The sequence below is a fragment of the Undibacterium paludis genome (assembly GCF_022568815.1).
Classification (GTDB): Bacteria; Pseudomonadota; Gammaproteobacteria; order Burkholderiales; family Burkholderiaceae_D; genus Undibacterium.
On sequence record NZ_JAKZHX010000001.1, the window covers coordinates 545000 to 566732 of the forward strand.

Annotated in this window: 17 protein-coding genes; 4 read left to right on the forward strand and 13 right to left on the reverse strand. The window is 51.8% G+C overall.

The window, feature by feature from the left end:
- Positions 1 to 21: 21 nt before the first annotated feature.
- The 4 genes from LZ463_RS02510 to tagH form a co-directional block, all read right to left on the reverse strand.
- Complete coding sequence (locus LZ463_RS02510) at positions 22 to 543, reverse strand: TssQ family T6SS-associated lipoprotein (protein WP_241453509.1); 522 nt, start codon at positions 541 to 543, stop codon at positions 22 to 24.
- Positions 540 to 2321: a serine/threonine-protein kinase gene (locus LZ463_RS02515; RefSeq protein WP_241453517.1), complete on the reverse strand. Its 1782-nt coding sequence runs from the start codon at positions 2319 to 2321 to the stop codon at positions 540 to 542. The genes LZ463_RS02510 and LZ463_RS02515 overlap by 4 nt, the downstream gene beginning before the upstream one ends.
- Before the next feature lie 99 nt (positions 2322 to 2420).
- Positions 2421 to 3185: a PP2C family protein-serine/threonine phosphatase gene (locus LZ463_RS02520; RefSeq protein WP_241453520.1), complete on the reverse strand. Its 765-nt coding sequence runs from the start codon at positions 3183 to 3185 to the stop codon at positions 2421 to 2423.
- Positions 3186 to 3217: 32 nt separating this feature from the next.
- A complete protein-coding gene (gene tagH / locus LZ463_RS02525) occupies positions 3218 to 4420 on the reverse strand; it encodes a type VI secretion system-associated FHA domain protein TagH (RefSeq protein WP_241453521.1) in 1203 nt (400 codons plus the stop codon).
- A 674-nt stretch (positions 4421 to 5094) separates the two neighbouring features.
- Here tagH and LZ463_RS02530 point away from each other — a divergent pair.
- Positions 5095 to 5622: a helix-turn-helix domain-containing protein gene (locus LZ463_RS02530; protein WP_241453522.1), complete on the forward strand. Its 528-nt coding sequence runs from the start codon at positions 5095 to 5097 to the stop codon at positions 5620 to 5622.
- A 15-nt stretch (positions 5623 to 5637) separates the two neighbouring features.
- On the opposite strand, the gene LZ463_RS02535 is transcribed toward LZ463_RS02530, so the two are convergent.
- Positions 5638 to 8454, reverse strand: a complete 2817-nt coding sequence (locus tag LZ463_RS02535) for a TonB-dependent receptor (protein ID WP_241453524.1) — start codon at positions 8452 to 8454, stop codon at positions 5638 to 5640.
- 432 nt (positions 8455 to 8886) lie between these two features.
- Between LZ463_RS02535 and LZ463_RS02540 the strand changes: the two genes are divergently transcribed.
- The 3 genes from LZ463_RS02540 to LZ463_RS02550 are packed head-to-tail and all read left to right on the forward strand — an operon-like array spanning position 8887 to position 12832.
- A complete protein-coding gene (locus LZ463_RS02540) occupies positions 8887 to 9999 on the forward strand; it encodes a proline racemase family protein (RefSeq protein WP_241453525.1) in 1113 nt (370 codons plus the stop codon).
- The gene (locus LZ463_RS02545; RefSeq protein WP_241453526.1) at positions 9996 to 11087 is read left to right on the forward strand and encodes a M24 family metallopeptidase; all 1092 of its coding nucleotides are present in this window, start codon (positions 9996 to 9998) and stop codon (positions 11085 to 11087) included. Before LZ463_RS02540 ends, LZ463_RS02545 begins: the two co-directional genes overlap by 4 nt.
- Before the next feature lie 20 nt (positions 11088 to 11107).
- Entirely contained in the window at positions 11108 to 12832 is a 1725-nt protein-coding gene (locus tag LZ463_RS02550) for an MFS transporter (RefSeq protein WP_241453527.1), read from the forward strand.
- Between the two features lie 51 nt (positions 12833 to 12883).
- Here the strand turns inward: LZ463_RS02550 and LZ463_RS02555 are convergent, their stop codons facing one another.
- The 8 genes from LZ463_RS02555 to LZ463_RS02590 all read right to left on the reverse strand — a co-directional run bounded on the left by LZ463_RS02555 (position 12884) and on the right by LZ463_RS02590 (position 21681).
- Complete coding sequence (locus tag LZ463_RS02555; protein WP_241453529.1) at positions 12884 to 13393, reverse strand: DUF1993 domain-containing protein; 510 nt, start codon at positions 13391 to 13393, stop codon at positions 12884 to 12886.
- Between the two features lie 106 nt (positions 13394 to 13499).
- Positions 13500 to 14855, reverse strand: coding sequence for a sensor histidine kinase (locus LZ463_RS02560; RefSeq protein WP_241453531.1), 1356 nt, complete (start codon positions 14853 to 14855; stop codon positions 13500 to 13502).
- Positions 14852 to 16273 (reverse strand): sigma-54-dependent transcriptional regulator, encoded by a 1422-nt coding sequence (locus LZ463_RS02565; RefSeq protein ID WP_241453533.1) that lies wholly within the window; start codon positions 16271 to 16273, stop codon positions 14852 to 14854. The genes LZ463_RS02560 and LZ463_RS02565 overlap by 4 nt, the downstream gene beginning before the upstream one ends.
- A 69-nt stretch (positions 16274 to 16342) precedes the next feature.
- On the reverse strand, positions 16343 to 17545 hold the full coding sequence (locus LZ463_RS02570; RefSeq protein ID WP_241453535.1) for an ABC transporter permease: 1203 nt from the start codon (positions 17543 to 17545) through the stop codon (positions 16343 to 16345).
- Positions 17545 to 18780, reverse strand: coding sequence for an ABC transporter permease (locus LZ463_RS02575; protein WP_241453538.1), 1236 nt, complete (start codon positions 18778 to 18780; stop codon positions 17545 to 17547). Before LZ463_RS02575 ends, LZ463_RS02570 begins: the two co-directional genes overlap by 1 nt.
- 9 nt (positions 18781 to 18789) lie before the next feature.
- Positions 18790 to 19452, reverse strand: a complete 663-nt coding sequence (locus LZ463_RS02580) for an ABC transporter ATP-binding protein (RefSeq protein WP_241453540.1) — start codon at positions 19450 to 19452, stop codon at positions 18790 to 18792.
- A gap of 87 nt (positions 19453 to 19539) precedes the next feature.
- Positions 19540 to 20787, reverse strand: a complete 1248-nt coding sequence (locus tag LZ463_RS02585) for an efflux RND transporter periplasmic adaptor subunit (protein ID WP_241453542.1) — start codon at positions 20785 to 20787, stop codon at positions 19540 to 19542.
- 279 nt (positions 20788 to 21066) lie between these two features.
- Positions 21067 to 21681 (reverse strand): OmpW/AlkL family protein, encoded by a 615-nt coding sequence (locus LZ463_RS02590; RefSeq protein ID WP_241453544.1) that lies wholly within the window; start codon positions 21679 to 21681, stop codon positions 21067 to 21069.
- Between the last annotated feature and the right edge of the window lie 52 nt (positions 21682 to 21733).

Sequence of the window (21733 nt, forward strand, 5' to 3'; positions counted from 1 at the left end):
TAGCAGGTGCTCACTTACTGCTTATTTGCTTACCGCAGTGCTGTCTTTTTTCTTGACGGGTGCTGGTGCCTTGACAGCATTCTTGGATTTCAGGAATACCGGACCCCAGACAGGGTGGCCAATTTCAGCGGCCGAAAGGCTGAAACTCGGGTCCAGCTTCAGGGCTTTGTCGAATTGCTGACGGCATAACTGTGTCCTGGAAGTGACGCAATAACTGAAAGCCATGATCTTCAGCGCACTGATCTGCACGTCCTTGTTATGGCCATTCCAGATGTCACCGGCACCTGACAGCTTCTTGATCGCGCCATTGTAATCACCACCGTCATACAGGGCGGTACCATCTTTCAGGGCCTGTACATCAGGACTGACCACAGGAACGGCAGGCTCGACAGGTGCTGGCGGTGGCGCTGGTGGCGGCGCTTCCTTGGCTTTGACGACGGGCTTGGGTGCGGGTGCCTGCTTGGGCGGTGTTTCGCAGCCGAGCAATACGGCGCATACCATCACCAGACTGGTGACCGATGCAGGTTTAAATAGCTTCTTCATTTTTCTTGCGCTTTATTCGTGAAATCATATTCTATGGTCGCAGAATTACTTTTCCCTGCATCCACTTCGGTGACGAAATCAGGAAAGCCGGGATTCGTGACCCTGATCTTATGCTTTCCTGTCGCCAGACTGATCTGTTTCAGTGGCGGGCTGGCACCATGCTGTATGCCATCCACAAACACAGTTCCCCAGGGTTTGATGGCCAGTTTCAGGCTCAACTTGTTCTGCGCTTTTTCAGCTGCGGCTGCGGCCTTGGCCTGGTTGGCCTCCTTCAATCGCGCCTGCGCCGCCTCGGCAAATTTGCCAGCGGGATATTGTTTAAGATAAGCATTCAGCGCTTCAGGCGTAACATTGGCATCATCTTTCAATTTGTCCCAGGCCAGTTTTTCCTGCTCAGACTTGCTGTCAGACTTATTTTCAGGCTCGGTTGCCGCCACGGTCGACGCAGTGGCAGCCGCTAGCGGCACGGCGTCAGCTGCCTTGGAGGCAGATATATCCACCTGACTGCTGGCAGGACTGGCCGCTGGCCCGGCAGGTCGGCTTGCCGCCAGCCCGGTGGCGACCGGTTCAGTCAAGGCAGGGTTCTTGCTGAACTGATGCGTAGAAAAATACAGCGCCGCGGCTACCATCACCGTAGCAGCTATGCTGCCTATGACCAGCAAGGGCGAGAACCGTGATTTATCCCTGCTTTCACCACTTGCATCGACCTCTTTTTCCTCACCCTGCACCATTGTCCTGCTCTTGCTACCGTCAGGATTTCTGACCGTGACCACTTTTGCGGCGTCACCATTCTCAGCCTGCATGTTCGCGCTATGTTCATCCTTGCCTTTACGCGACTTGCGGGTCGAAGTAAAGGCGCTGATGCCCAGCAGGATGCGGAATTCTTCTATGCTTTGCGGCCTGTCCTGTGGCTGTATCGCCAGCGCCTGGTCTATACCCTTGAGAAATTTTGCGCTGAAACCAGGATGGTCACCGTCCTGCAAGGGTAGCATGGTGTCCCTGACGACACGGCCGACCGAAATCGGCGGCGGCGTCTTCATGATGGAAAAATACATGACCGCTGCCAACGAATAAATATCCGTCCATGAACCCTGTTGCTGTTCAGTATCGTCGGAATATTGCTCTACGGGCGCATAACCGGGTTTCAATATCACCGTCAGTCCCTGGGTCATGTCACCGATGATCTGGCGGGCAGAACCAAAATCGAGCAAAACCGCCACGCCGTTTTTCTGCACAATGATATTGTCCGGCGATATATCCCTGTGCAGTATCTTGGATTTGTACAGGGTATCAAGTGCTTCGAGTATCTGCTTGAAGATAAACTTCAGCCAGGCTTCAGTGACCAGTTTGGGGCGTTTGTTGACGATTTCTTTCAGGGTATGACCATCGTAATGGCGCATCACCATGTAGGCAGTCCGGTTTTCTTCCCAGAAACGGTAAACCTTGACCAGTGAGGGATGATCAAACTGGGCCAGCAGGCGCGCTTCATTGATGAAGCTCTTCAGGCCAGCTTCAAATGTAGCCTTATGGCGCTCTGACCTCAGGATCACACTGGTATCTGCCGAGCGACCAGCCAGTGCACCGGGCATGTATTCCTTGATGGCGACTGTGCGTTGCAGGGAATGATCAAAAGCCAGATACACAATGCCAAAGCCTCCCTCACCGAGGACGCCGGTAATTTCAAAGTCATTGAGCCGCGTACCGATAGCGAGACTGTTCTCGGTAGCTGTCAGGAACGTGGCTGGTGCTTCAGTGGCGAGTATAGGTTCAGTGTTCAAGGCTTACTCGGATAAGTGTTCTGGTACAACAGTATTTGCTCAAATTCTATTCGGGACGGGAAAACCCGGCGTCATTTGCAGCCGCGATCTTCCATGATTTCAGTTTTTTACCGCGTCTTCATGCACGCAAATGGCAAAAGCTGAGAAATTATCCCTGTTAATTGCTTTTGACGTACTAATATTTTTTTCTGCGATGGCGTTCATTTTACTCAACCAGGCCTCACTGCTGCCAGCCGTCGCCAGGCAAAATTCCATTTCATGCTCGTGTACCCATTCCCAAAACCCATCGGTACACATGAGAAAAGCATCGCCGTCACGTAATTCTATGGCTTCTGCCGTCACTTCGGGGCTGCTTTCACCTTCTGCACCGATGGCGGCAAACAGCATATTGCGCTGGGGATGGCGGCGTATATAAGCATAGTCGGCGCAACCGGCGTCAACCAGGCGCTGAGCCTGGCTGTGATCCTTGGAAACCGCCTTGATACGCCCCTGGCGAAACTGGTAAATCCGGGTGTCACCCATGTGCGCCCACAGGGCTGAGCGATTGCTCTGGTCTATCAGTACCGTAGCGATGGTGGTACTCATCAGTTTTTGGGCGCCGCTGATGCGTTTGCTTTCAGCGACTTTGACGATCGCCCATTCAAGGTAAGAACGCAGTGCACGGGCACTGAAAGAAGCATCCTGCACAAATTTCTCCATGATGGCATCAATCGCCACCTGGGCTGCCAGTTCACCACCGGCATGGCCACCGGTACCGTCAGCCAGCACAAAACAGGCGAGCTCATCCTCATACGCCCACGCCAGTGCATCTTCGTTGGTTTCTCTTGTGCCTATGGCAGTAAACTGCGCAGTATCCAGATGCATTTGTAATGGGTGATATAAGTTTGCACAAAAAACTAGCGGTTTAATTCTGCTTTTTCAACTTCTTTCTCATAAGCAAGGAGGAATTCCTTTCCAAACAGCGACTGGAACTCATCTTTCTTGCCAGCAGAAATAGTATCAAATAATTCACTAAATTGATCCCACATGGCAGCTTTGCGCCGCGCGGGATTAATCTGGTCCAGCAATCCGGGCGCACCCAGATGTGCTTCGACACTGGCAGGCTGCAAGGTTTTCAGGATGGATTCTGTTACCGCACGCGTACCGGCAGCCACCCCCATCTGGTGGGTGCGTATGTCAAAAAATGCATCTTCGATTGCTTCTGCGGGTGCCATAAAACCTGGCATCTTTTTACGCAGCATCTGGGTAAGGACGGTTTTGCTGTCAGGGAAAAATTTTAAGGGATTGTTTTCTCTTAACACAACCATCGTTACTTCTGCTTTCACTTCGCGCTTGAGCAAGGCCCGCTGAGACAGCTCATCCATTGCTCCCTTGACCGAACTGGCCATGAATTTACCGAGTGTTTCCATCAATTCCACGGTCAGGCCAGATGCCAGGTTAACCTGTTGTAAGCCAGCCCCTTGCAAAAAGGCCTGTACCAGTTCATTGGCATTGCTGAGCGGCTTGGCTGCTGCACCTGCTCCCGGCTGCACAGACGGCTCATCGGCGACCGTAGTGACAGGCACGGCTTCATTGTTGGTCTTGTCGGCAGCTGCATCGGTGGTCTTTTGACTGACAACCTCAGGGCGCAACAAGAATTGCGGCGGTTGCGGCCTGGGATTGATACGGCCAGGAATCAACCTTGCCGGAGGTTGAGTGTTTTCTTTCATGGCGTCGGTGTCTGGATCAGCAGTCGAATTCAGCGTCGACTCCATGGGGACTTGCAAGACATCTCCTGTCTCGCCATCTATCGCTTCTGCTCTCAACAAATACAAACCTATCTGCAACTGATCACCCGGATGAATTTCTGTTGCCACTTCCGCTTCGATTTCTTTGCCATTCACCAGGATAGGGTTGGCAGCACTCAAATTGCTGACAAAATGCTGGCCGCCAGTACTCCATGCCTTGGCCTGGGTACGTGAAACCAGATGTTTGGGGTCAGGCAGAACCAGGAAATTTTCTACGTTTCTCCCTATGCTTGCCGGCTCCGGGCCAAATACAGCGGCGCTTTGTTCGGCAGGTGCTTCATTATTATAAGAAACGACGACAATCTTTATCATTAGTGGCACTCCAAACCATTTTGTTTCGACTGTAAAAAATGTATCCTGCACAAGCAGTTTGAGATAATCTTACGACAGTGCTTTTTCTCTTGGCCTATTTTGAAATAAGTGTGAGGTTATTATCAACAAGGTTTAGGCAAAATTGCTACGGCATGATGACGGCACAAACTGCCGAACAGCATCCGCAGTTTCTCCTGAACCGGGAACAAGTTGAAATCTTGCCATGGGCTAGCAGCTTACCCGATTATCATCGAATCGGCGACCTGAGGAGTGCAAGTTTCCGGCTTTGCCGGGCAGAATCGTGCAAGCCTGCGACAAAAATGCCAATCAGGTAATAAGCTGACAATTATCGACAAAAAGCAGACAAATTTTGTTAGTAGCGGACTGTAGCAATGAAATCGAGAGTGAAGGACACCCAGTGAATCAGGGCAAAACAAGGTGCCAACAAATAAGCGCAGCTGTTGCGAGCACTTGTAACGCTGCCATGATATTCACGCACATGGCAGGCACTTCAATCTTCACTATTACAGTCCATTAGTACCAACATTTTGGCTGAACGCAAACTCCATGCCAGGCCAGATGACAATCAGTTGCTGCAAAGCATGAAGATATATGCAACTATTTGCATTCCGCTTTATTTTATGAAACTAGCATTTATATAGAGGCCTGAGGAAATGAGTGATTCTGAACGACGAGAATTGCCCCCGCCAGAAGTGACGGGAACATTTCATTATCAGCAATTAATTGAATCCCGTCTGGGACAACCCATTGCCAGTGACTTGCTAGATGCCGAGGTGGAAAGGCTGGCTGCCTCACCTGGCGCCAAGCTGGCGGCAGGTCGTAGCGCGATGGGCTGGACGGTTGAGCAGGTCGCTGCGCAGTTGAAGATGTCAACGCGCCAGATCACGGCGCTGGAAAAAGACGACTATCCTGCCCTGCCAGAGGCAGCGATAGTCAAAGGTTTCGCACGCGCCTATGCGAAATTGCTGAAACTGGACCCCGCCCCCATTCTCGCCCTGATGACAGCGCAAATGGAGGGAGCGGGGCTCAAGTCGGCCACCAGGCCTGCTGAAGGCAGGCGCAGTGTCCAAGGTAAAACAGGCCAGCCCGGCAGCAATAACAAACCTTTTCCACTGGGCTGGATATTATTTTTTTGTGTAGTAGCTGCCCTGGCTTATGCCTATTTCAACCTGCCACATTAAAGGCCAGTACACTGATTAAAAACTGTACGAACCTGTCATGTAAAAAGTACGGCCCAGCGCATCGGTATAACGACCGTCATAACCGACCTGATCACCGTTGCCTTCTTTCAATGACAACGGTGGATTGACGTTGAACAGGTTGTGTATACCAAAGCTCAATGCCATTTTCTTTTGCAATTGCACCCGGGTTTGCCAGTTGAAAGTCGTGTAAGACGCCACATCACGCTTGACCGTAACAAAATCGCCAAAGCTGCCATTGGCATTCACTTCACGCACTGAAGCGGAGGCATCGTGATAGCCAGAGCGGTAATTCATGCTCAGGGTGTGACTGAACATGTCGGAAGTCTTCAGGGTCGCCACCAATTTGCTGATGATACGGAAAGCCACAGCATTGTTTTCGTCATAGCGACCTACACTATGTACAGTGGGGCTGCCAGGGATATCAAGATCGGACATCAGCAGATAGGTGCCAGTCCAGTTGACGTTGAGCTTGCCTAGGGGGGTGCTGGTCTTGAAATTATGGTCCCAGTCTATGCCACGGTAGTGCGCGCTGGCGATATTGTAGGAGGGCAGGGTACCAACCAGAATATTGCCGCCCTGCCCTTGTTCGTAAAAAGTCGAAAACAGGTTCTGATAACGTTCCGGATGTCCGAACACCAGTGCTTCTGGCAACTGGGCGATCTGATTCTCCATCTTCACGTCCCACAAATCGAAACCCAGCGACAGATTGCTCAGCGGTTCCAGACGCATGCCCAAGGTAGCCTGCTTCGATTCTTCTGGCTTCAAGCCGTTTTCACCTGTCAAACGATTGCCACCGGTCAGCACATCATATTGCGTGGCTCCCATGCAGTTGACAGCACGCGGATCAGGCGCCTTGACCGGGCAGGGATAGGTGCCACCGGTATTGCCGCTATGTGTCAGCGGCGAAGTGATGTCACTCATGCTGGCCATCTTGAAGCCGGTGCCATACGAGCCGCGCAAGAGGAGATTATCGAATGCACGGTAGGCTGCTGACAGTTTGTAAGTCAGCTTGTCTGCCTTGTTACCCTGGGTGGCCGAGGCAATCGGTTTGCCCTGCTCATCAAAATTCGCACTATTGGTGACAGCACTATAATCATCGTAGCGCAGGGCGGCCGTGACGTCGAATTGCTTGCTGACTGGCAGCAAAAGCTCAGCAAAGCTGCCCCAGTTTTTGCGGCTGGCGGCAATCGGCAAATCACCTGGAGAATCGCCCAGCGGTGCATCCGTGTAATTTGGTTGCAGGGCGTTGGTACCCATTCCTATCGGTGTGGCAAAATAGTCATAGCGCTGCTTGCTGAAGTCCGCACCCAGGCCCAGTTGCGACTTGCCGCCACCCAGCTGGAATAGTTCACGTGAACCACGCAGACTCAGTACATCAAGTGTGCTTTTTGAACTGGACCAGTTTTCATGCAGGACTGCCGGCGCCAGAATCGCACTCGAAGAACCGGCGGGGGCGAATGGATCATACTTGCCACTGTCAACGATGGCATAGAATTTATCCTTGCTCAGAAAGCCGCCAGCGAAGTCACGGCTACGTTTGGAAATGGAATGCGTATACGACAGGTTGTAATCAAAACCAAATGCATTGCCGTCAGCACCCAGCACCAGATGCTGTGCTTCGGTCGTGTATGCGGTGTTGCGCCCACCTGCATCTGATATCCGCAAGCGCATGCGTGCTGAATCAAGATCGGCCGGATTGACACCCAGCGTGCCCAAATAAGGTGTCACGTATTTGGCAAACAGAGCGCTGTCCAGGCCCAGGCTCAAAGGCTGGGCTGCTGGCGCATAGCGACCAGTCTGTTTGAAGTTGGAAACCACTGCTTCTGCAAATAAATTAGTATCGCTATTGAGCCTGTAATTCAGCGAAGAAAACAGGCTGTCGCGTTTGGACTCAGGTATAAGTTGGACAGTCGACGCATAGTCAAAACGGCAGCGATTTTCCACTTGGAAGGTATTCGGCGCGCAAGTCTTGTCTTTCAGGTAGCTCGGTGAAAACAGGATGGGATCAGCACCGTTCTTGAAGTTCAGTTGCGCAATGGCGGGGCTGGAATTATCTGACAGGAACCAGGTCGCATAATTTTTTCCATTCGCTGAAAACCGTCTGACGCCCGTATCAGCAAACGAACGTTGACCCGCGTTAAGCATGCTCTGTTCGTCATGGCTATATGACAGTAAAACGTTATAGCCATCTTTTTCAAGCTCGCCAAAACCCTTGGACAAACCTATCCTGTAGGACTTGCCGCCAGACTCCTGTGGCCTGGCATAGCTGACGTCAATGGCGGCATCCGTCTGGTTCTTGCGCAGGATGAAGTTGACCACACCGGCAATCGCATCCGAGCCATACAAGGTAGACGCCCCGTCAGTAAGAATTTCTACCCGTTCCACAGCTGACAAGGGAATACTGGCCAGGTTGACCGTACTGCCTGCACCATACGAAGCCAGCCTGTGGCCGTTCAGCAGCACCAGGGTATAGGCAGCACCGATGTTATGGATGGATGCGGTCTGCAAACCACCACCACCGCCATTGATGGTCTGGTTGGCGGTGGCAAAACCCTGCATGCTGGGCAAGGCTGCGATCAGGCTTTCGACATTGGTCGCACCACTTTTTTCTATATCTGCACGTGTCAGGGTTTGCACCGGTAAAGCGGTTTCCTGATTGATCCTCTTGATTGAAGAGCCGGTCACTTCCACACGCTGCATGGCAGCATTGTCGGTCCTGTTGTCCTGCGCCTGAACGCCACTGATCAGGGCGAGGCTCATGCCACTGATAGACATCATTCTTAGCGAATGAGATAACACTTTTTCTTTCATTTTGTCTGCTCCGGAATGGATTTCATCATTTGTTTTTTTAAAGGCGAATTGATTACCGCCAGTCATCGTGCCTTGATTAATATGGGGAAAAAATCTATACATGACCCGGGCCAGGCCGATTGAAGTACCTGGGACAGGGCCGTCCAGATTACCCGGCAAATTGCGTTGCTTGAGTAACGGAAAACTTCACCGTACAAACAGAAACGCAAACACTTTCCGCGCTATTTTTTTTATGCATGACACCCAGAAATGCAGTGTCATTTTTAAATATATCATAAATATATTTTAAATATACGTATACTTTTTGCTGAAATTTTCAGCAAAAACACTGGCCGCTCAGGCTGTGCCAATTTCGATGAAAGAGGGCTTGTAAACCGTCAAGACAGTACCTGGCATGCTCACTAAGCTGGCGCTTTTATGGCAGGAGCATGCATGTACAGCGCAGCAAAAAAACCACACCAGGATGTCAATGCAGATGAAAAAAAACATGCGGTAAAGCAGGCCGTCAGAATCAATGCCTTTGCCAACTGGAAGCCGTCGCAACAGGTATTGCAGATCAATAGCCTGGACTGTCATACCGGTGGCGAGCCCTTGCGCATCATCACTTCAGGTTTTCCGGTATTACCGGGCAAACGCATCATGGACAAACGCGCCTACTGCAAGCAATACTATGATCACCTGCGCACCAGCCTGATGTTTGAACCACGCGGCCATGCCGATATGTATGGCTGCCTGATCGTGGCAGCAGAAAGGGAAGATAGCGACTTCGGTGCGGTGTTCATGCACAACGAGGGTTACAGCACCATGTGCGGTCACGCCATCATTGCCCTTACACGTGTCGCCATCGAATCCGGTGCCGTGGAATGTACAGGGCCACTGACCATGCTGAAGATAGATGTGCCAGCCGGGCAAATCACCGCCTATGCTGAAACCGACAACGGCAAAGTCACACGCACCTATTTCGATAATGTCCCTTCCTTTGTAGCAACCCGCAATGCCAGTGTGCATGTGGATGGTCTGGGCATGGTCAGGCTGAATCTGGCCTACGGTGGAGCCTACTATGCCTATGTTGATGCAACTGACATAGGCCTGTCACTTGATGCCAGCAACTACAAACACATCATCGCCACCGGTCGCCGCATCAAGGCTGCAGTACAGGCCAGCCTGCCCATACAGCATCCATACGACCCGGACCTGGGTTTTTTATACGGCACCATTTTTTCTGCCCCATCCAGTACGCCGGGCGTACACAGCAGGAATGTCTGCGTCTTTGCCGATGGCGAACTCGACCGCAGCCCGACCGGCAGCGGCGTCTCCGGTCAGGCTGCCATCCTGTATGCAAATGGGCAATTACGCCTGGGCCAGAGCATCACCATAGAAAGCATCATCGGCAGCCAGTTCAAGGTCAGTGTCTATCACCCGCAAAGTTTCGGCTTTCACCAGGCTATCATCCCGCGAGTGGAAGGCAGCGCCCACGTCACCGGTCGCAACAGTTTCTTCATCGATCCGGAAGACCCGTTAAAAGAAGGTTTTATCTTCAGATGAAAGCACAGTACGAACAAAGACTGGCCAAACTGCGTCAGCAAATGATCACTGACGGACATGATTGCCTGCTGGTATTTTCACTCGACAACCTGCGCTATCTCGCCAATTATTCAGGTGAGGCCGCCTGTGGCCTGATCACCGCAGAGCATGTTTACCTGATCACTGACTACCGTTTTGTCGAACAGGCGCTGGAAGAATGTATCAATAGCCAGGTCATTTGCCGTAACCGCGACAGACAAAGCCTGGGCCAGGCCATCCGGCAATTGTTGGAACAGGAACACATCACCACATGCGCATTTGAAACAGCACATATCAGCGTGCAGGCGTGGGCGGCCATACAGCTTGACCTGCCTGCAATCAACTGCCCTGCCTGTGTGGGGCTGGTGGAAGAATTACGCAAGATCAAGGACGACTGGGAAATCTCCCAGATCAGCATGGCAGCCGCCATCGCCGACCAGGCCTTACGCGACAGCCTGCCGCTGCTGACCATAGGCGTTACTGAGCGCGATTTTGCCGTAGAGCTGGAATACCGGATGCAAAAACTGGGGGCAGAAGCCCTGTCTTTTCCCAGCATAGTCGGTTTCGGTGCGCGTTCGGCATTGCCACATTGCATACCGTCAAACCTGTCATTGCGCCATGGCGATCTGGTTGTCATCGACTTTGGTGCTGTCATCAATGGCTATCGTTCGGACATGACGCGCAGCTTTGTCGCCGGCAAGCCCAACGCCAAACAGACTGCCATATACCGTACCGTGCAAAGAGCTCAACAGGCTGCGTTTGAGCAACTGCGTGCGGGCCAGGCAGCAGTCGACGTCAGCAGTGCGGCGGCAGCAATCATACGAGATTCGGAATTTGCGGCCTTCACCAGCACAGGATTGGGCCACGGTGTTGGCCTGCAATTGCATGAACCACCTTTTATCAGCCCTGTCTGCCAGGACATCCTGCAGCGCAATTATGTCGTCACCATCGAACCCGGCATTTACATCCCTGGCTATGGCGGCATACGCATCGAAGACGATGTCGTCATCACCGGCGACGGCTACTGCTTCCTGACCCATGCCCCCAAGGATTTTGAACTGGCCGTCTGAATACCTCACTGCAAAACACTATGTCAATATCCACTTCTACACCCGGCCGCAGCCCTTTTCATAGAAATTTCTATGTCGCCAACAGCATGGAAATTTTCGAACGCCTGGCCTGGTACGGTTTCTTTACCCTGTCTTCACTGTATATGACCAGCCCGCGATCACAAGGCGGTCTGGGCCTGAATGACCAGGAACGTGGCTTCTTGCAGGGCATGATCCCCTTCCTGCTATATCTGCTACCAGTCATCACCGGTGCACTGGCGGACCGCTATGGTTACCGGCGCATGTTCCTGATTGCCTTCACCATCATGTGTCCCTCTTATTTCCTGCTGGGCCAGGTACACGGCTTCTGGAGTTTTTGCGCCGTGTTCCTTGCTGTTGCCATCGGCGCTGCCTGCTTCAAGCCAGTGGTCGTCGGCACCATAGGGCGCACGACCGATGACAGCAATCGCGGTCTGGGGTTTGGTGTGTTTTACACCATGGTCAACGTCGGCGGCTTTCTTGGCCCCCTGGTGGCCGGCTATGTACGGGCAATCAGCTGGGACACGGTATTTCTGATGTCATCGCTGTGGATATTGCTGAACTTCATTCCCGCACTCTTCCTTTACAAGGATGCGGATCAAACAGACGCTGCCAGCGACCAGCGCGGACTGCGCCAGGTCTTGCTGGAAACCCAGGAAGTGCTGGGCAATGGCCGCCTGGCCCTGCTGGTGGTGCCAGCCATCATAGGCATCATGATCGCGGCCAAAGGCGGCATGACTTATACGCATTACCTGCTGGTGATGGCTATCTGGCTGGGCATCAACCTGGTCTGGAGCAGCATCAACAAGGGCGGGCGACAACAGCATTGGTATCAGCAAAACATACGCGTGGGCAATCTGCAATTTGTCATTTACCTGCTGATCATGACGGGTTTCTGGACTATCTATAACCAGCTCTTCCTCACCCTGCCTCTGTATATACGCGACTTTGTCGACACCGGTGACCTGGTCAGCATGATCGCTCATATTAGTCCTTCCGCCCTGGATTTTCTGGCCGCCGTCAATGCCGAACAACTGGCAGCAGTATTACCTGCCATGGCGGCCAAGCTTGGCCCTTATGCGGATACCCAATTACTGACACAATTACGACTGGAACTGGTCAACTACAAGGTGATGCCGCCGCCTGATGTCATGCAGACAGGTCTGCATGCCCTGCAGACGGGCGGGACCAGTGCACATCAGCTGGCAACACAATGGGCCCAGTCCTATCGCCAGGTCAACCCTGAATATATCGTCAATCTCGATTTTGGCGCAGTGGTACTCTTGCAGATCGCCATCAGTACTTATTTGCAGCGCTTCAAGGCCCTACCCATACTGGTTTTTGGCACCCTGGTGTTGAGTGCAGGTTTATGGATGGCGGGCTTTTCACATGCGGTCCTGCTCGGTGGTGTCAGCGTCACCATGGCGGTTTTTGTATTTGCCGTTGGTGAAATGATCGCTTCACCAAAAAGCCAGGAATATGTCGCCGCCATCGCTCCAAAAAGAAAAACCGCGATGTTCATGGGCTATTACTTTGTATCGATGGCCCTGGGTAATCTGTTTGCCGGCCTGCTGTCGGGCTGGGCCTACACTGTGCTGGCCAGGCAGATGCAGCAACCCATGCTGATGTGGAGTCTGTTTGGCGGCATAGGTATCGTCACCTCGATAGCCTTGCTGGCATTCAATCTGCGCATACGGTCCAGCCAGACCTATGCAGTAACGGTTTGATATAAAAATTCCCGGCATGCCGGGAATTTTTATATGATTGACGCTGGCAAATCAGCGCAGGCCCATGAAATCTTTCTTGCCAATTTCTATCCCGTTGTGACGCAAAATCCCATACGCAGTCGTCACATGGAAAAAGAATTGCGGCAAACCATAATTGAACAGGTAAGCTTGTCCTGAAAAAGTCTGTTCCTTTGGAGTACCAGGGCGCAATACTACGTCACGGCTTTCGCTTCCTTCAAACTTTGCCGCATCGAGGGTAGCAATAAATGCCTTGGTCTTGGCGATGCGTGCCTGCAAGTCAGCAAAACTCTGCTCATTGTCTTCATAAGCCGGCAATTCTGCCTGCGCCAGACGTCCTGTTATACCTTTGGCAAAATCCGCAGCAATCTGTACCTGGCGAGTCAGTGCAAACATGTCAGGAAACAAACGTGCCTGCAAAAGATTCTCTGCAGGAATATTCTTGGCAACGGCATGTGCTTCAGCCTTTTTCAGTACTTCACTCAGGCTGTCAAGCATCTGGTTGATCACGGGAACAGATGCGGCGTACATGGAAATGGACATGGGACTCTCCAGTCAGGTGGATAAACGGAGCTAGATTATAGGCCGTCTGCACTTTTTGCGTTTGGAACAGGTGATCAGGGACGGTTCGCATGAAAACTGCCGTCCATTAATAGCCAATCATTATTTCAAAGCTGGTCTCACCACTATCATTGAGCATCAGCTTGTGGCTGTAGCCGTGCCGGTTCAATACCTCACGCACAAACATCAGGCCTATGCCCTGCCCGCCCCTTTTTGTCGTAAAAAATGGTGAAAACAACTGGCCCTGCGGCACGTCTGCCAGCAAACCGGCAGAATCAAGAATTGACAATTTGATGGAGCGGGAATCAGCATCACACTGCAAGGCCAGATGTACATAGGCTGGTCCGCGATGTCCGCTTCTTACAACAGTCTCCACCGCCTCGATCGCATTCTTGACGATATTCAACAGGGCCTGTTCCAGCAAGTGGGCATCGAACATCAATGCCGGTATGGCAGCACGTTCAGTCCAGGAAAACTCTATCCCCAGCTCATGACATTGCTGCCTGTACAGATGAACAATGCCATCCAGCATGGCTGCCAGGTCATGCGGTTTCAATTCCGGCTCAGGCATTTTGACAACACGGGTGAATCTTTCTATGAACTCACCAAGATTGCCGTTGCGCTTTTTCACAGCCATGATGGCTGTACAAAAGTCTTCACTGTCTTCACGTCGCAATTGTCCACTGTAATACAGCAATGACTCCAGTACCGAGCCCGTAGCCGCCACCGTATTATTGACTTCATGCGCAAGCACGCGTATCAGTTTTTCATACGTGGCTTTTTCTGAATTGGCCAGTTCTGTCGTTATTTCGTCGACAAGGACAAAATCACGCCTGAAACCACGGTCAAGAAATTGACTGCGCTGGCAACGATAACGCCTGCCGCTGCTGTCAGCAAAAACCGTACTGTCACCTGACGCCAGTTCATTTAACCTGGCTATCAGGGCATGCCCCTTACCTTCTTCAGTCTCCAATAACTGCTGCAGGCTATGCGCTTGGGCATCGCATATACCCAGTAAATCCTGGGCACTGGCATTCATCAGGCTGATCTTGTCATCGAAATCGAATACCATAACAGCAGTCGGTGTCGCCTCGAGCAGGCGATCGAGAAATCCGCGTTGCTCACCCAATTGCAGCCTTTCCTGGTACAGGGCTTCCAGCATGCGGTTGAACAGGGCAACCAGGCTGTTGATTTCGGCATTGCTGTCTGGTTTGATGCGCGTCGCGTAATGCTCGTCCTGCAACAGGTCGTGGAACTGGCGGGCAAAGTCCATGGGCTGCAAAACCTTGTTGAGCAGCCATATGCCGAGACTCAGGCTGATCAGCAAGCCGGCCTCTATCGCAACGAGCAATAATGGCTGGTTCATATAATAGCTGAACCCCAGTATCAGGAAAACAGCATGAATGACCAGCAGGTAAGTCAGCAGGCGCCAGCGCAGGCTCATGGCTGTTCCCTGCCATCTCCATCATGCTCGTCCATACCGTCATTGCTGCTGATCTGATGTTTTTCCAGCCGCCGGTATAGAGAAAAACGACTCAGTCCCAGGGCTTTGGCAACACGCGTGATATTGCCCTGGTGTTGTTCCATGGCTTTTTCTATCATCAGTTTTTCTACCTGGTCCAGGGTCATGCCATCGATAGTCAGTGCAGTCCCCTGCTCGTCTTCATGTTGTTCGGCAAAAAGAAAGTCCGCTTGTTCCAATACTGGTTTATCAACCAGCAAGAGCGTGCGCTCCAGGCATTGTCTGAGCTGGCGTATATTGCCTGGCCAGGCACGTGCACTGAGCCAGTTCAGGGCAGAAGGAGCAAGTCTGACGCTGCCCATGCCGTAACTGACCACCAGACGGTTCAGGAGCTGGTTAGCCAGCAGGGGAATATCGCTGCGTCTTTCGCGCAATGGCGGCAGACGCAAGGTAATCAGGTTCAGCCGGTAATACAGGTCTTCGCGAAACTCATTGCCGGCCACCAGTTCTGCCAGTTCACGATTAGTGGCTGAGATAATGCGTACATCAGCCTGTTCAATTTTACTGGCGCCCACGGCCTGGTAACTCTGGTTTTGCAAAACCCGCAGCAATTTCACCTGGTCATTACGATTGAGTTCGCCGATTTCATCAAGAAATAAAGTCCCCTGATGCGCCGTGGCAAAATACCCTTTGCGGTCACTTTTGGCATCAGTGAATGCGCCTCTGACATGACCGAACATTTCACTTTCAAACAGACTGCTGGCGACCGCCCCCATGTTCACCTTGATGATGGGTTTGGCAGCACGTGGGCTGTTGCGATGTATGGCGTCTGCAATCAATTCCTTGCCGGTACCGCTTTCACCAAGTATCAGGACCGAGGCATTGGTCCTGGCGACCCGTCCTACTGTCGCCAGCACTTTCAGCAATTCAGGGTGCTCACCGATGATGTCGCTGAAATTGTATTGCTGGTCCAGCATCTGGCGATCAACACTGCCAGGTAGGGCGCCTTGTGCCAGATCCAGGGTGGATCTGATCAATTCCTGCAGCTGGGTGTTACTCCAGGGCTTGGTAAAAAAGTCTGCTGCCCCCAGTTTGACTCCGCGCACAGCCAGGGCAATCGAACCCCAGGCTGTCATCAATAACACTGGCAAGGCGGGATAAAGGCGCTTGATATTTGCCAGCAGGGCCAAACCCTCTTCGCCCGTAGTCTGCAGAGAAAAATTCATGTCCTGCAAAACCAGGTCTATCTCCTGGGTCGCCAGTATCCGCATGGCTTGCTGCGGATCATCACAACTGATACTGGCATAGCCTGATTGTTTCAGCAACAATGCCAAAGACACCAGCACCGAGCTGTCGTCATCTATGATCAGGATACGTGGGTTCGCTAATGCTGCTGACATGGCCTTCAATTGCAAATGAGTAAAAACAGGCTGCCTATCTTAAACGGTTTAGCGCCCGACCAAAACATATTATTCATAATGCAAGGCCTGGGTTGGGCTAAGGCAGCTGGCGCGCCAGGCCGGATACAGGGAGCATAAAATGGAAATTGCATAGATCACCGCCATGGAGATCACGATAGCAACAGTGAATACCGTCCAGTTGATGGCTTCGCCCAAAACCCCGGTCAATGGCAGTTGTATCAGTAATACCATCCCCGTCAGCATGGCGATGGAACTCAGCAATAATTGTTCTGTGACGATTTGCTGATAGATATGCCCGCTATGTGCACCGATAGCACGGCGCAAGCCAATTTCAGGAATGCGTTGCGTGGTGTTCTGCCACAGTACGCCGAACAGGCCGAAACTGACCATGATAAGCAAGAAGGCTGCAATCACAGCCAGGATCACCAGGGGTACGGTGTCTTCTGTTATCCTGGATTGGCGCATATCTTTCAGTGGTGAAATCCGGTAACCCCAGTCGTTGCGTATCAGCTTCAGTTGCTGACTCAGTTTTTCTTCAAAAGCGCGAGAGGTTCCTGGCTTGACCTTGATCAGGACAGTCTCCATGCGCCGTCCTTCAGTTGCCCTGGAGAAGCGCATGATGGAAAAATTTGTCGGCACCATGAATTCGCCTTTATTGCGAAAATCTTCAAACACGCCTGTGATGCGCAATAACTGGGCCTTTTTTGAACCTGGTTCAGTGTCAGAGACCAATTGCCCGACTGCGCGCTTGCCTGGAAACATGCTGTCAGCCAGGCGCTTGTTGATGATGATGGCCCTTTCTGGCCTGCCTTCGTCCTCCGACGAGAACCAGCGTCCATCGAGCAATTTCATTTTCAGGAGTGTCGGGGTTTCATCTGCCATTTCCGTCACATTCACATGGTATTCGGTTTTACTGTCAGGCAGGTACAGGTCAGAACGCCAGGTAGAATTGCTGTAAGGAGAATAATTGATAAAACCAACCTGTTCCACTTCAGGCAAAGCAGCCAGGCTGCGCTGGAAGTTTTCTGTCACGACGGGATCATTTTTTGGATTCATCTCGCCGGGACTCAACATCCTGACTGACCACACATCCTGGTATTCAAATCCGGTGGGCAAATGATAGAGCTGGAGATACCGGGTAGTCATCAGCGCCAGTCCGAAGACGACACAAAAAGCCAGCATTATTTCCAGGCTCAGCAAAAGATTCTTGAACTTGCGCTTCCAGATAGGTTTGAGTATATGAAAAAACATTATGCTGTTCCTTTCAGGGCAAGCACGGGATCAAGGCGTGACATTTTCCACGCCGGGATTACGCCGGAAAAAACGCCAAACACAACGGCAATCGCAAAACCGTATACAAACACCATGAAACTCAAGTCGACTTTCATGTATGGGACCAGATTGGCGTTGCTGAGCCAGATCAGTGTCAGCTTGGTGAATACCAATCCCAGCGCACCACCAAACAGGCACAGCAGGATGTTTTCCATGACAAACTGCTTGACCAGTTCACGGCTGCTGGCGCCAAAGGCCTTGCGTACACCTATCTCGGCTGCCCTCTCCATGATGCGGCCAGAATTCAGGTTGACCAGGTTCAGGGCCGGCAAGAGCATGAACAGCAGCATGGCAAGCACTACTCCTGCCAGCAATTCTGCGGCGCCTGAATCAGCAACTTCACTGCGATTCATGATGCCCCTGGCAAAAAAATCGAGTTTGCCATCTGCCCAGAGATAGGTGTGCTCCCAGTGATTGGGTTCGTCGGCATTGATTTGCTTGACGACCTGGAGAAGCTCATCCTTGATCATGGGTAAATCTGCTGCACTTTTACCCATCAGCATCGCTGTGAAGTCCCCGGTATATTGATCACGGTATTGTGAGGAAGGGAAAGTAGTCACGGGCACCCAGATGTCAGCATAGGCATTGAGATGCATGACGTCTTCGACGACCCCGATGATTTCAAAATGCTGGCTGCCGACATTGATTTTCTTGCCCACTGCAGCTTCATGCCCGAACAGTTTTTTTGCCGTGCTCTCATTGATAACGGCAACAAAGCGCCCCTGCTTGACATCCCCCTCATCAGGAACTCTTCCGGACAAAACCTTGAAGTCGAGTATCTGCCAGTATTCTGCATCCGCGCGACGCATCATGACCTCGTTGACGCTATCTCGCTGATAAACAGAGACAGGTTCAGGGCCGGTTACTCCTGCCACTTTTTCCACTGTCTTCATTTTGCGCAGATATTGATCAATCACTTTGTAACCTAATGGGCTTCTCATCGTATTGTTCTTGCTGCTCTGTGTAATCGCATCTGTTTGCAGGAAACGTACACTCTTGCCTTCAACACCTGTGGGATAAAATGTCGTTTGTAAAATCGCTGTCACCACCAGCAGGACTACCATAGTCAAGACTATGCACAGCAGGTTGATGGCGGTGAACAGTTTGCGCCGCATATACACCTTGCAGGCGATCTGGAAATAATTCTTCAGCATGGCTAACTCCTAAGCAACCAGCTGGCCGTCGAATACCCGGACTATGCGCCCACCCTGCTTGGCCTGCTGTTCATCATGTGTGACCATGACCACGGTCGTCCCTTCATGATTGAGCTTGAGCATGATATCCATGACCTCTGCCCCCATATGGCTATCCAGGTTGCCGGTAGGTTCGTCCGCCAGCAAAACACCGGGACGCCCGACCATGGCCCTGGCAATGGCTACCCTCTGCTGCTGCCCGCCCGACAATTGATTCGGGTAATGATCGATGCGCGCAGAAAGCCCCACTTTTGCCAGTGCCTCTTCTGCCAGCCTGCGGCGCTCTTTTGCGCTGCTGGAACGGTACAGCAGAGGCAGTTCCACATTATCGATAACCCGCAAATCATTGATCAGGTGGAAGCTTTGGAAGATGAAGCCAAAAGTACGGTTGCGAAAACTGGCCAGTTCCTTGTCACGCCAGACTTTCATTTCTTTACCATCCACGGCAATCTTTCCCTGACCCGGCCTGTCGAGCAAGCCGATCAGGTTCAGCAAGGTGCTTTTACCGCAACCGCTGGGGCCCATGATGGAAACAAATTCCCCTTTCTTCACATGCAGGTTGATATCGCGCAAAGCCATGGTTTCCACTTTGTCGGTCTGATAGGTCTTGCTGATGTTTTCCAGTCTGATCATTGCCTTGTCCTTGTTTTCTTGTCTTTGTTTTCTTGTCTTTGGTCATTCATGCCAGCCACCGCAGCCTATGGCGGCAGCGTTTATGATTCATTGTGAAACACGGAAATTTTCAAGATGCTTGAGATGACTGACATCTGAAATCACCAGCCTGTCACCAACTTTCGCCCCCTGTAATACCTCTACCACTTTACTGTCACCGAGACCGATTTCCACACTGCGCTTTACTGCCCGCCCCGCTTCCAGCACATACAAATCCTGTCTGCCCCGGCCATTGATGGCAGGCCCGCTGTCGACTATCATGCTGCGGGATTTCTGTTCGGTAATGATATTGACTTCCACCCGCAATTTATGACGCAAGGCAGGGTGACTGGGTTGCACCAGGCTGACGATCAGCTTCACGGTGCCATTCTGTATCTCGGGCAGGATGGTTTGCACTTCACCACCCAGAATTTGTCCACTGTATTCCACCCTGACTTTCTGGCCAGGGTTGAGGTAGCGAGCATAAAAATCAGAAACGGTAGCCTCCACCTTGAAGTTGCTCAGCTCCGACACTTTCGCAATCAGTTGCCCGGTATTGACGCTGGCTCCTTCATCGGCCAGCATCCAGGTCAGCAGACCGTCAAAAGGCGCTTTGACCTGGGTTTGTTCCAGCAATCGCTGTTGCTGCTCCATCTGTTTCTGGAAGATCGATTTTTGCAGGCGTCCTGCTTCTATATTGCTTTGCGTGGTGCGCCGGGTATCAATCAGGGTTTCCTTGTGCTGGCGTATCTGTACTTCATTGCGCTTGACTGCCAGCTCTGCCGCCTGCAAATCCACAGCTGAGGTGATACCTACCGGGCCGAGTTTCTGGTAACGCGCGAGTTTGACTTTATTGCTGGCAAGATCAAGCTCCAGCAATTCAATCTCGCTGGCGACTTTTTTCAGGCTGGCGTCCATTTCCAGCGCCAGTACCTGACTCTTGATATCCTGCTGGGAAATCTGTTCACGCAAATTGTCTATGGCCAGGCGTATGGTATGGTCGTCCAGCACCATCAGCAATTCACCTGCTTTTACTGTCTGGCCAGCCTTGGCAACGACTTTGCTGATGCGTGACTGATGCGGACTGGATAATTGCTCTTCATGCACCGGGATGACCACACCGGCAGCATTGATGGTATTGTCGACCGCGCCCATACGCACCTCGGCAATACGGATTTCCCCCAGACTGACGCCCGGACTGATGACACGATTGAGTCCCCAGGCCGCCCCCGTCAAGCCAATAGCGGCCATAGCCAGCAGCAAGAAAGTTTTGCGCCGGCGCTTATTGAGCGTGTTCTTGCTGATGAGCTGATCCATGTCTGCAACCTGATATAAGTAAATTCCTGCATCAGGTTTGCAAGCGCTGTGCCTGCACGCAAACATTAAATTAAATTATTTAAAATCAATAACTTAATTCAACATTTCAGATTCATGACAGATACATTGCATGCGGATTTTGTTCGCAGGCGAACGCGGATGTGCGAATTAGCACACCGGACGTAACAGTAAAAAGAAAAACCCCGGCGCCATTGAAGACAACCGGGGAAACATGAAAGCATTTTTTGTCGTTTATAAATTCAGGAAATCGTCGCTCGATCAGAAACGATAACCAACACCAATGCCGACCAGCCATGGATCGACTTTGACCGCACTGACTTTGCTGCCATTGATCATCACGTCACTGCGTATCTGTACTTTTTTCACATCCAGATTCAGTGACCAGTTCTTGTCGAGCTTGAAGTCGATACCTGCCTGTACAGCCAGACCGACACTGCTGTTTTCCAGATCGCCGGTGCCCTTGAGCAGGTTGACGTCAGAAATGCGTGTGTAATTAATACCAGCGCCAATATATGGATTGATTTTCGCGTCTGGCGCAAAATGGTATTGTGCAGTCAGCGTTGGCGGCAGGTGCTTGAAGGAACCGATGATGACGCCATCGAGCTTAACGTCATGTTTCTGCGGATAAGTCAGTATCAACTCTGCCGACCAGTTTGGTGTGAAGTAATAAGTGAAATCGACTTCAGGGATTTCTTTGCTGTCCACACTGATGCGGTCTGCTGCGCCAACACCGGCGACAGGATCAGAGCCATTGGCCGGGGCAATATTGACCAGGCGGGCACGTACTTGCCAGGGACTTTGCTCTTGCGCCATCGCTTGTGTTGCAGTAAAACCGATGCTAGCCAGAGCAATTGCCATTACTATTTTTTTCATTTTGATTTCCTTTGGTTTCGTTATCAACAGTGATGGAGAAAGTGTAAATCCC

What these genes read in the sequence shown, in the direction of transcription:
- LZ463_RS02530 (WP_241453522.1), top strand. Translation starts at nt 5,095, where the DNA reads ATGAGTGATTCTGAACGACGAGAATTGCCCCCGCCAGAAGTGACGGGA.
- tagH (WP_241453521.1), bottom strand. Translation starts at nt 4,420, where the DNA reads ATGATAAAGATTGTCGTCGTTTCTTATAATAATGAAGCACCTGCCGAA.
- LZ463_RS02590 (WP_241453544.1), bottom strand. Translation starts at nt 21,681, where the DNA reads ATGAAAAAAATAGTAATGGCAATTGCTCTGGCTAGCATCGGTTTTACT.
- LZ463_RS02535 (WP_241453524.1), bottom strand. Translation starts at nt 8,454, where the DNA reads ATGAAAGAAAAAGTGTTATCTCATTCGCTAAGAATGATGTCTATCAGT.
- LZ463_RS02545 (WP_241453526.1), top strand. Translation starts at nt 9,996, where the DNA reads ATGAAAGCACAGTACGAACAAAGACTGGCCAAACTGCGTCAGCAAATG.
- LZ463_RS02555 (WP_241453529.1), bottom strand. Translation starts at nt 13,393, where the DNA reads ATGTCCATTTCCATGTACGCCGCATCTGTTCCCGTGATCAACCAGATG.
- LZ463_RS02560 (WP_241453531.1), bottom strand. Translation starts at nt 14,855, where the DNA reads ATGAGCCTGCGCTGGCGCCTGCTGACTTACCTGCTGGTCATTCATGCT.
- LZ463_RS02540 (WP_241453525.1), top strand. Translation starts at nt 8,887, where the DNA reads ATGTACAGCGCAGCAAAAAAACCACACCAGGATGTCAATGCAGATGAA.
- LZ463_RS02575 (WP_241453538.1), bottom strand. Translation starts at nt 18,780, where the DNA reads ATGCTGAAGAATTATTTCCAGATCGCCTGCAAGGTGTATATGCGGCGC.
- LZ463_RS02585 (WP_241453542.1), bottom strand. Translation starts at nt 20,787, where the DNA reads ATGGATCAGCTCATCAGCAAGAACACGCTCAATAAGCGCCGGCGCAAA.
- LZ463_RS02510 (WP_241453509.1), bottom strand. Translation starts at nt 543, where the DNA reads ATGAAGAAGCTATTTAAACCTGCATCGGTCACCAGTCTGGTGATGGTA.
- LZ463_RS02580 (WP_241453540.1), bottom strand. Translation starts at nt 19,452, where the DNA reads ATGATCAGACTGGAAAACATCAGCAAGACCTATCAGACCGACAAAGTG.
- LZ463_RS02520 (WP_241453520.1), bottom strand. Translation starts at nt 3,185, where the DNA reads ATGCATCTGGATACTGCGCAGTTTACTGCCATAGGCACAAGAGAAACC.
- LZ463_RS02570 (WP_241453535.1), bottom strand. Translation starts at nt 17,545, where the DNA reads ATGTTTTTTCATATACTCAAACCTATCTGGAAGCGCAAGTTCAAGAAT.
- LZ463_RS02550 (WP_241453527.1), top strand. Translation starts at nt 11,108, where the DNA reads ATGTCAATATCCACTTCTACACCCGGCCGCAGCCCTTTTCATAGAAAT.
- LZ463_RS02565 (WP_241453533.1), bottom strand. Translation starts at nt 16,273, where the DNA reads ATGTCAGCAGCATTAGCGAACCCACGTATCCTGATCATAGATGACGAC.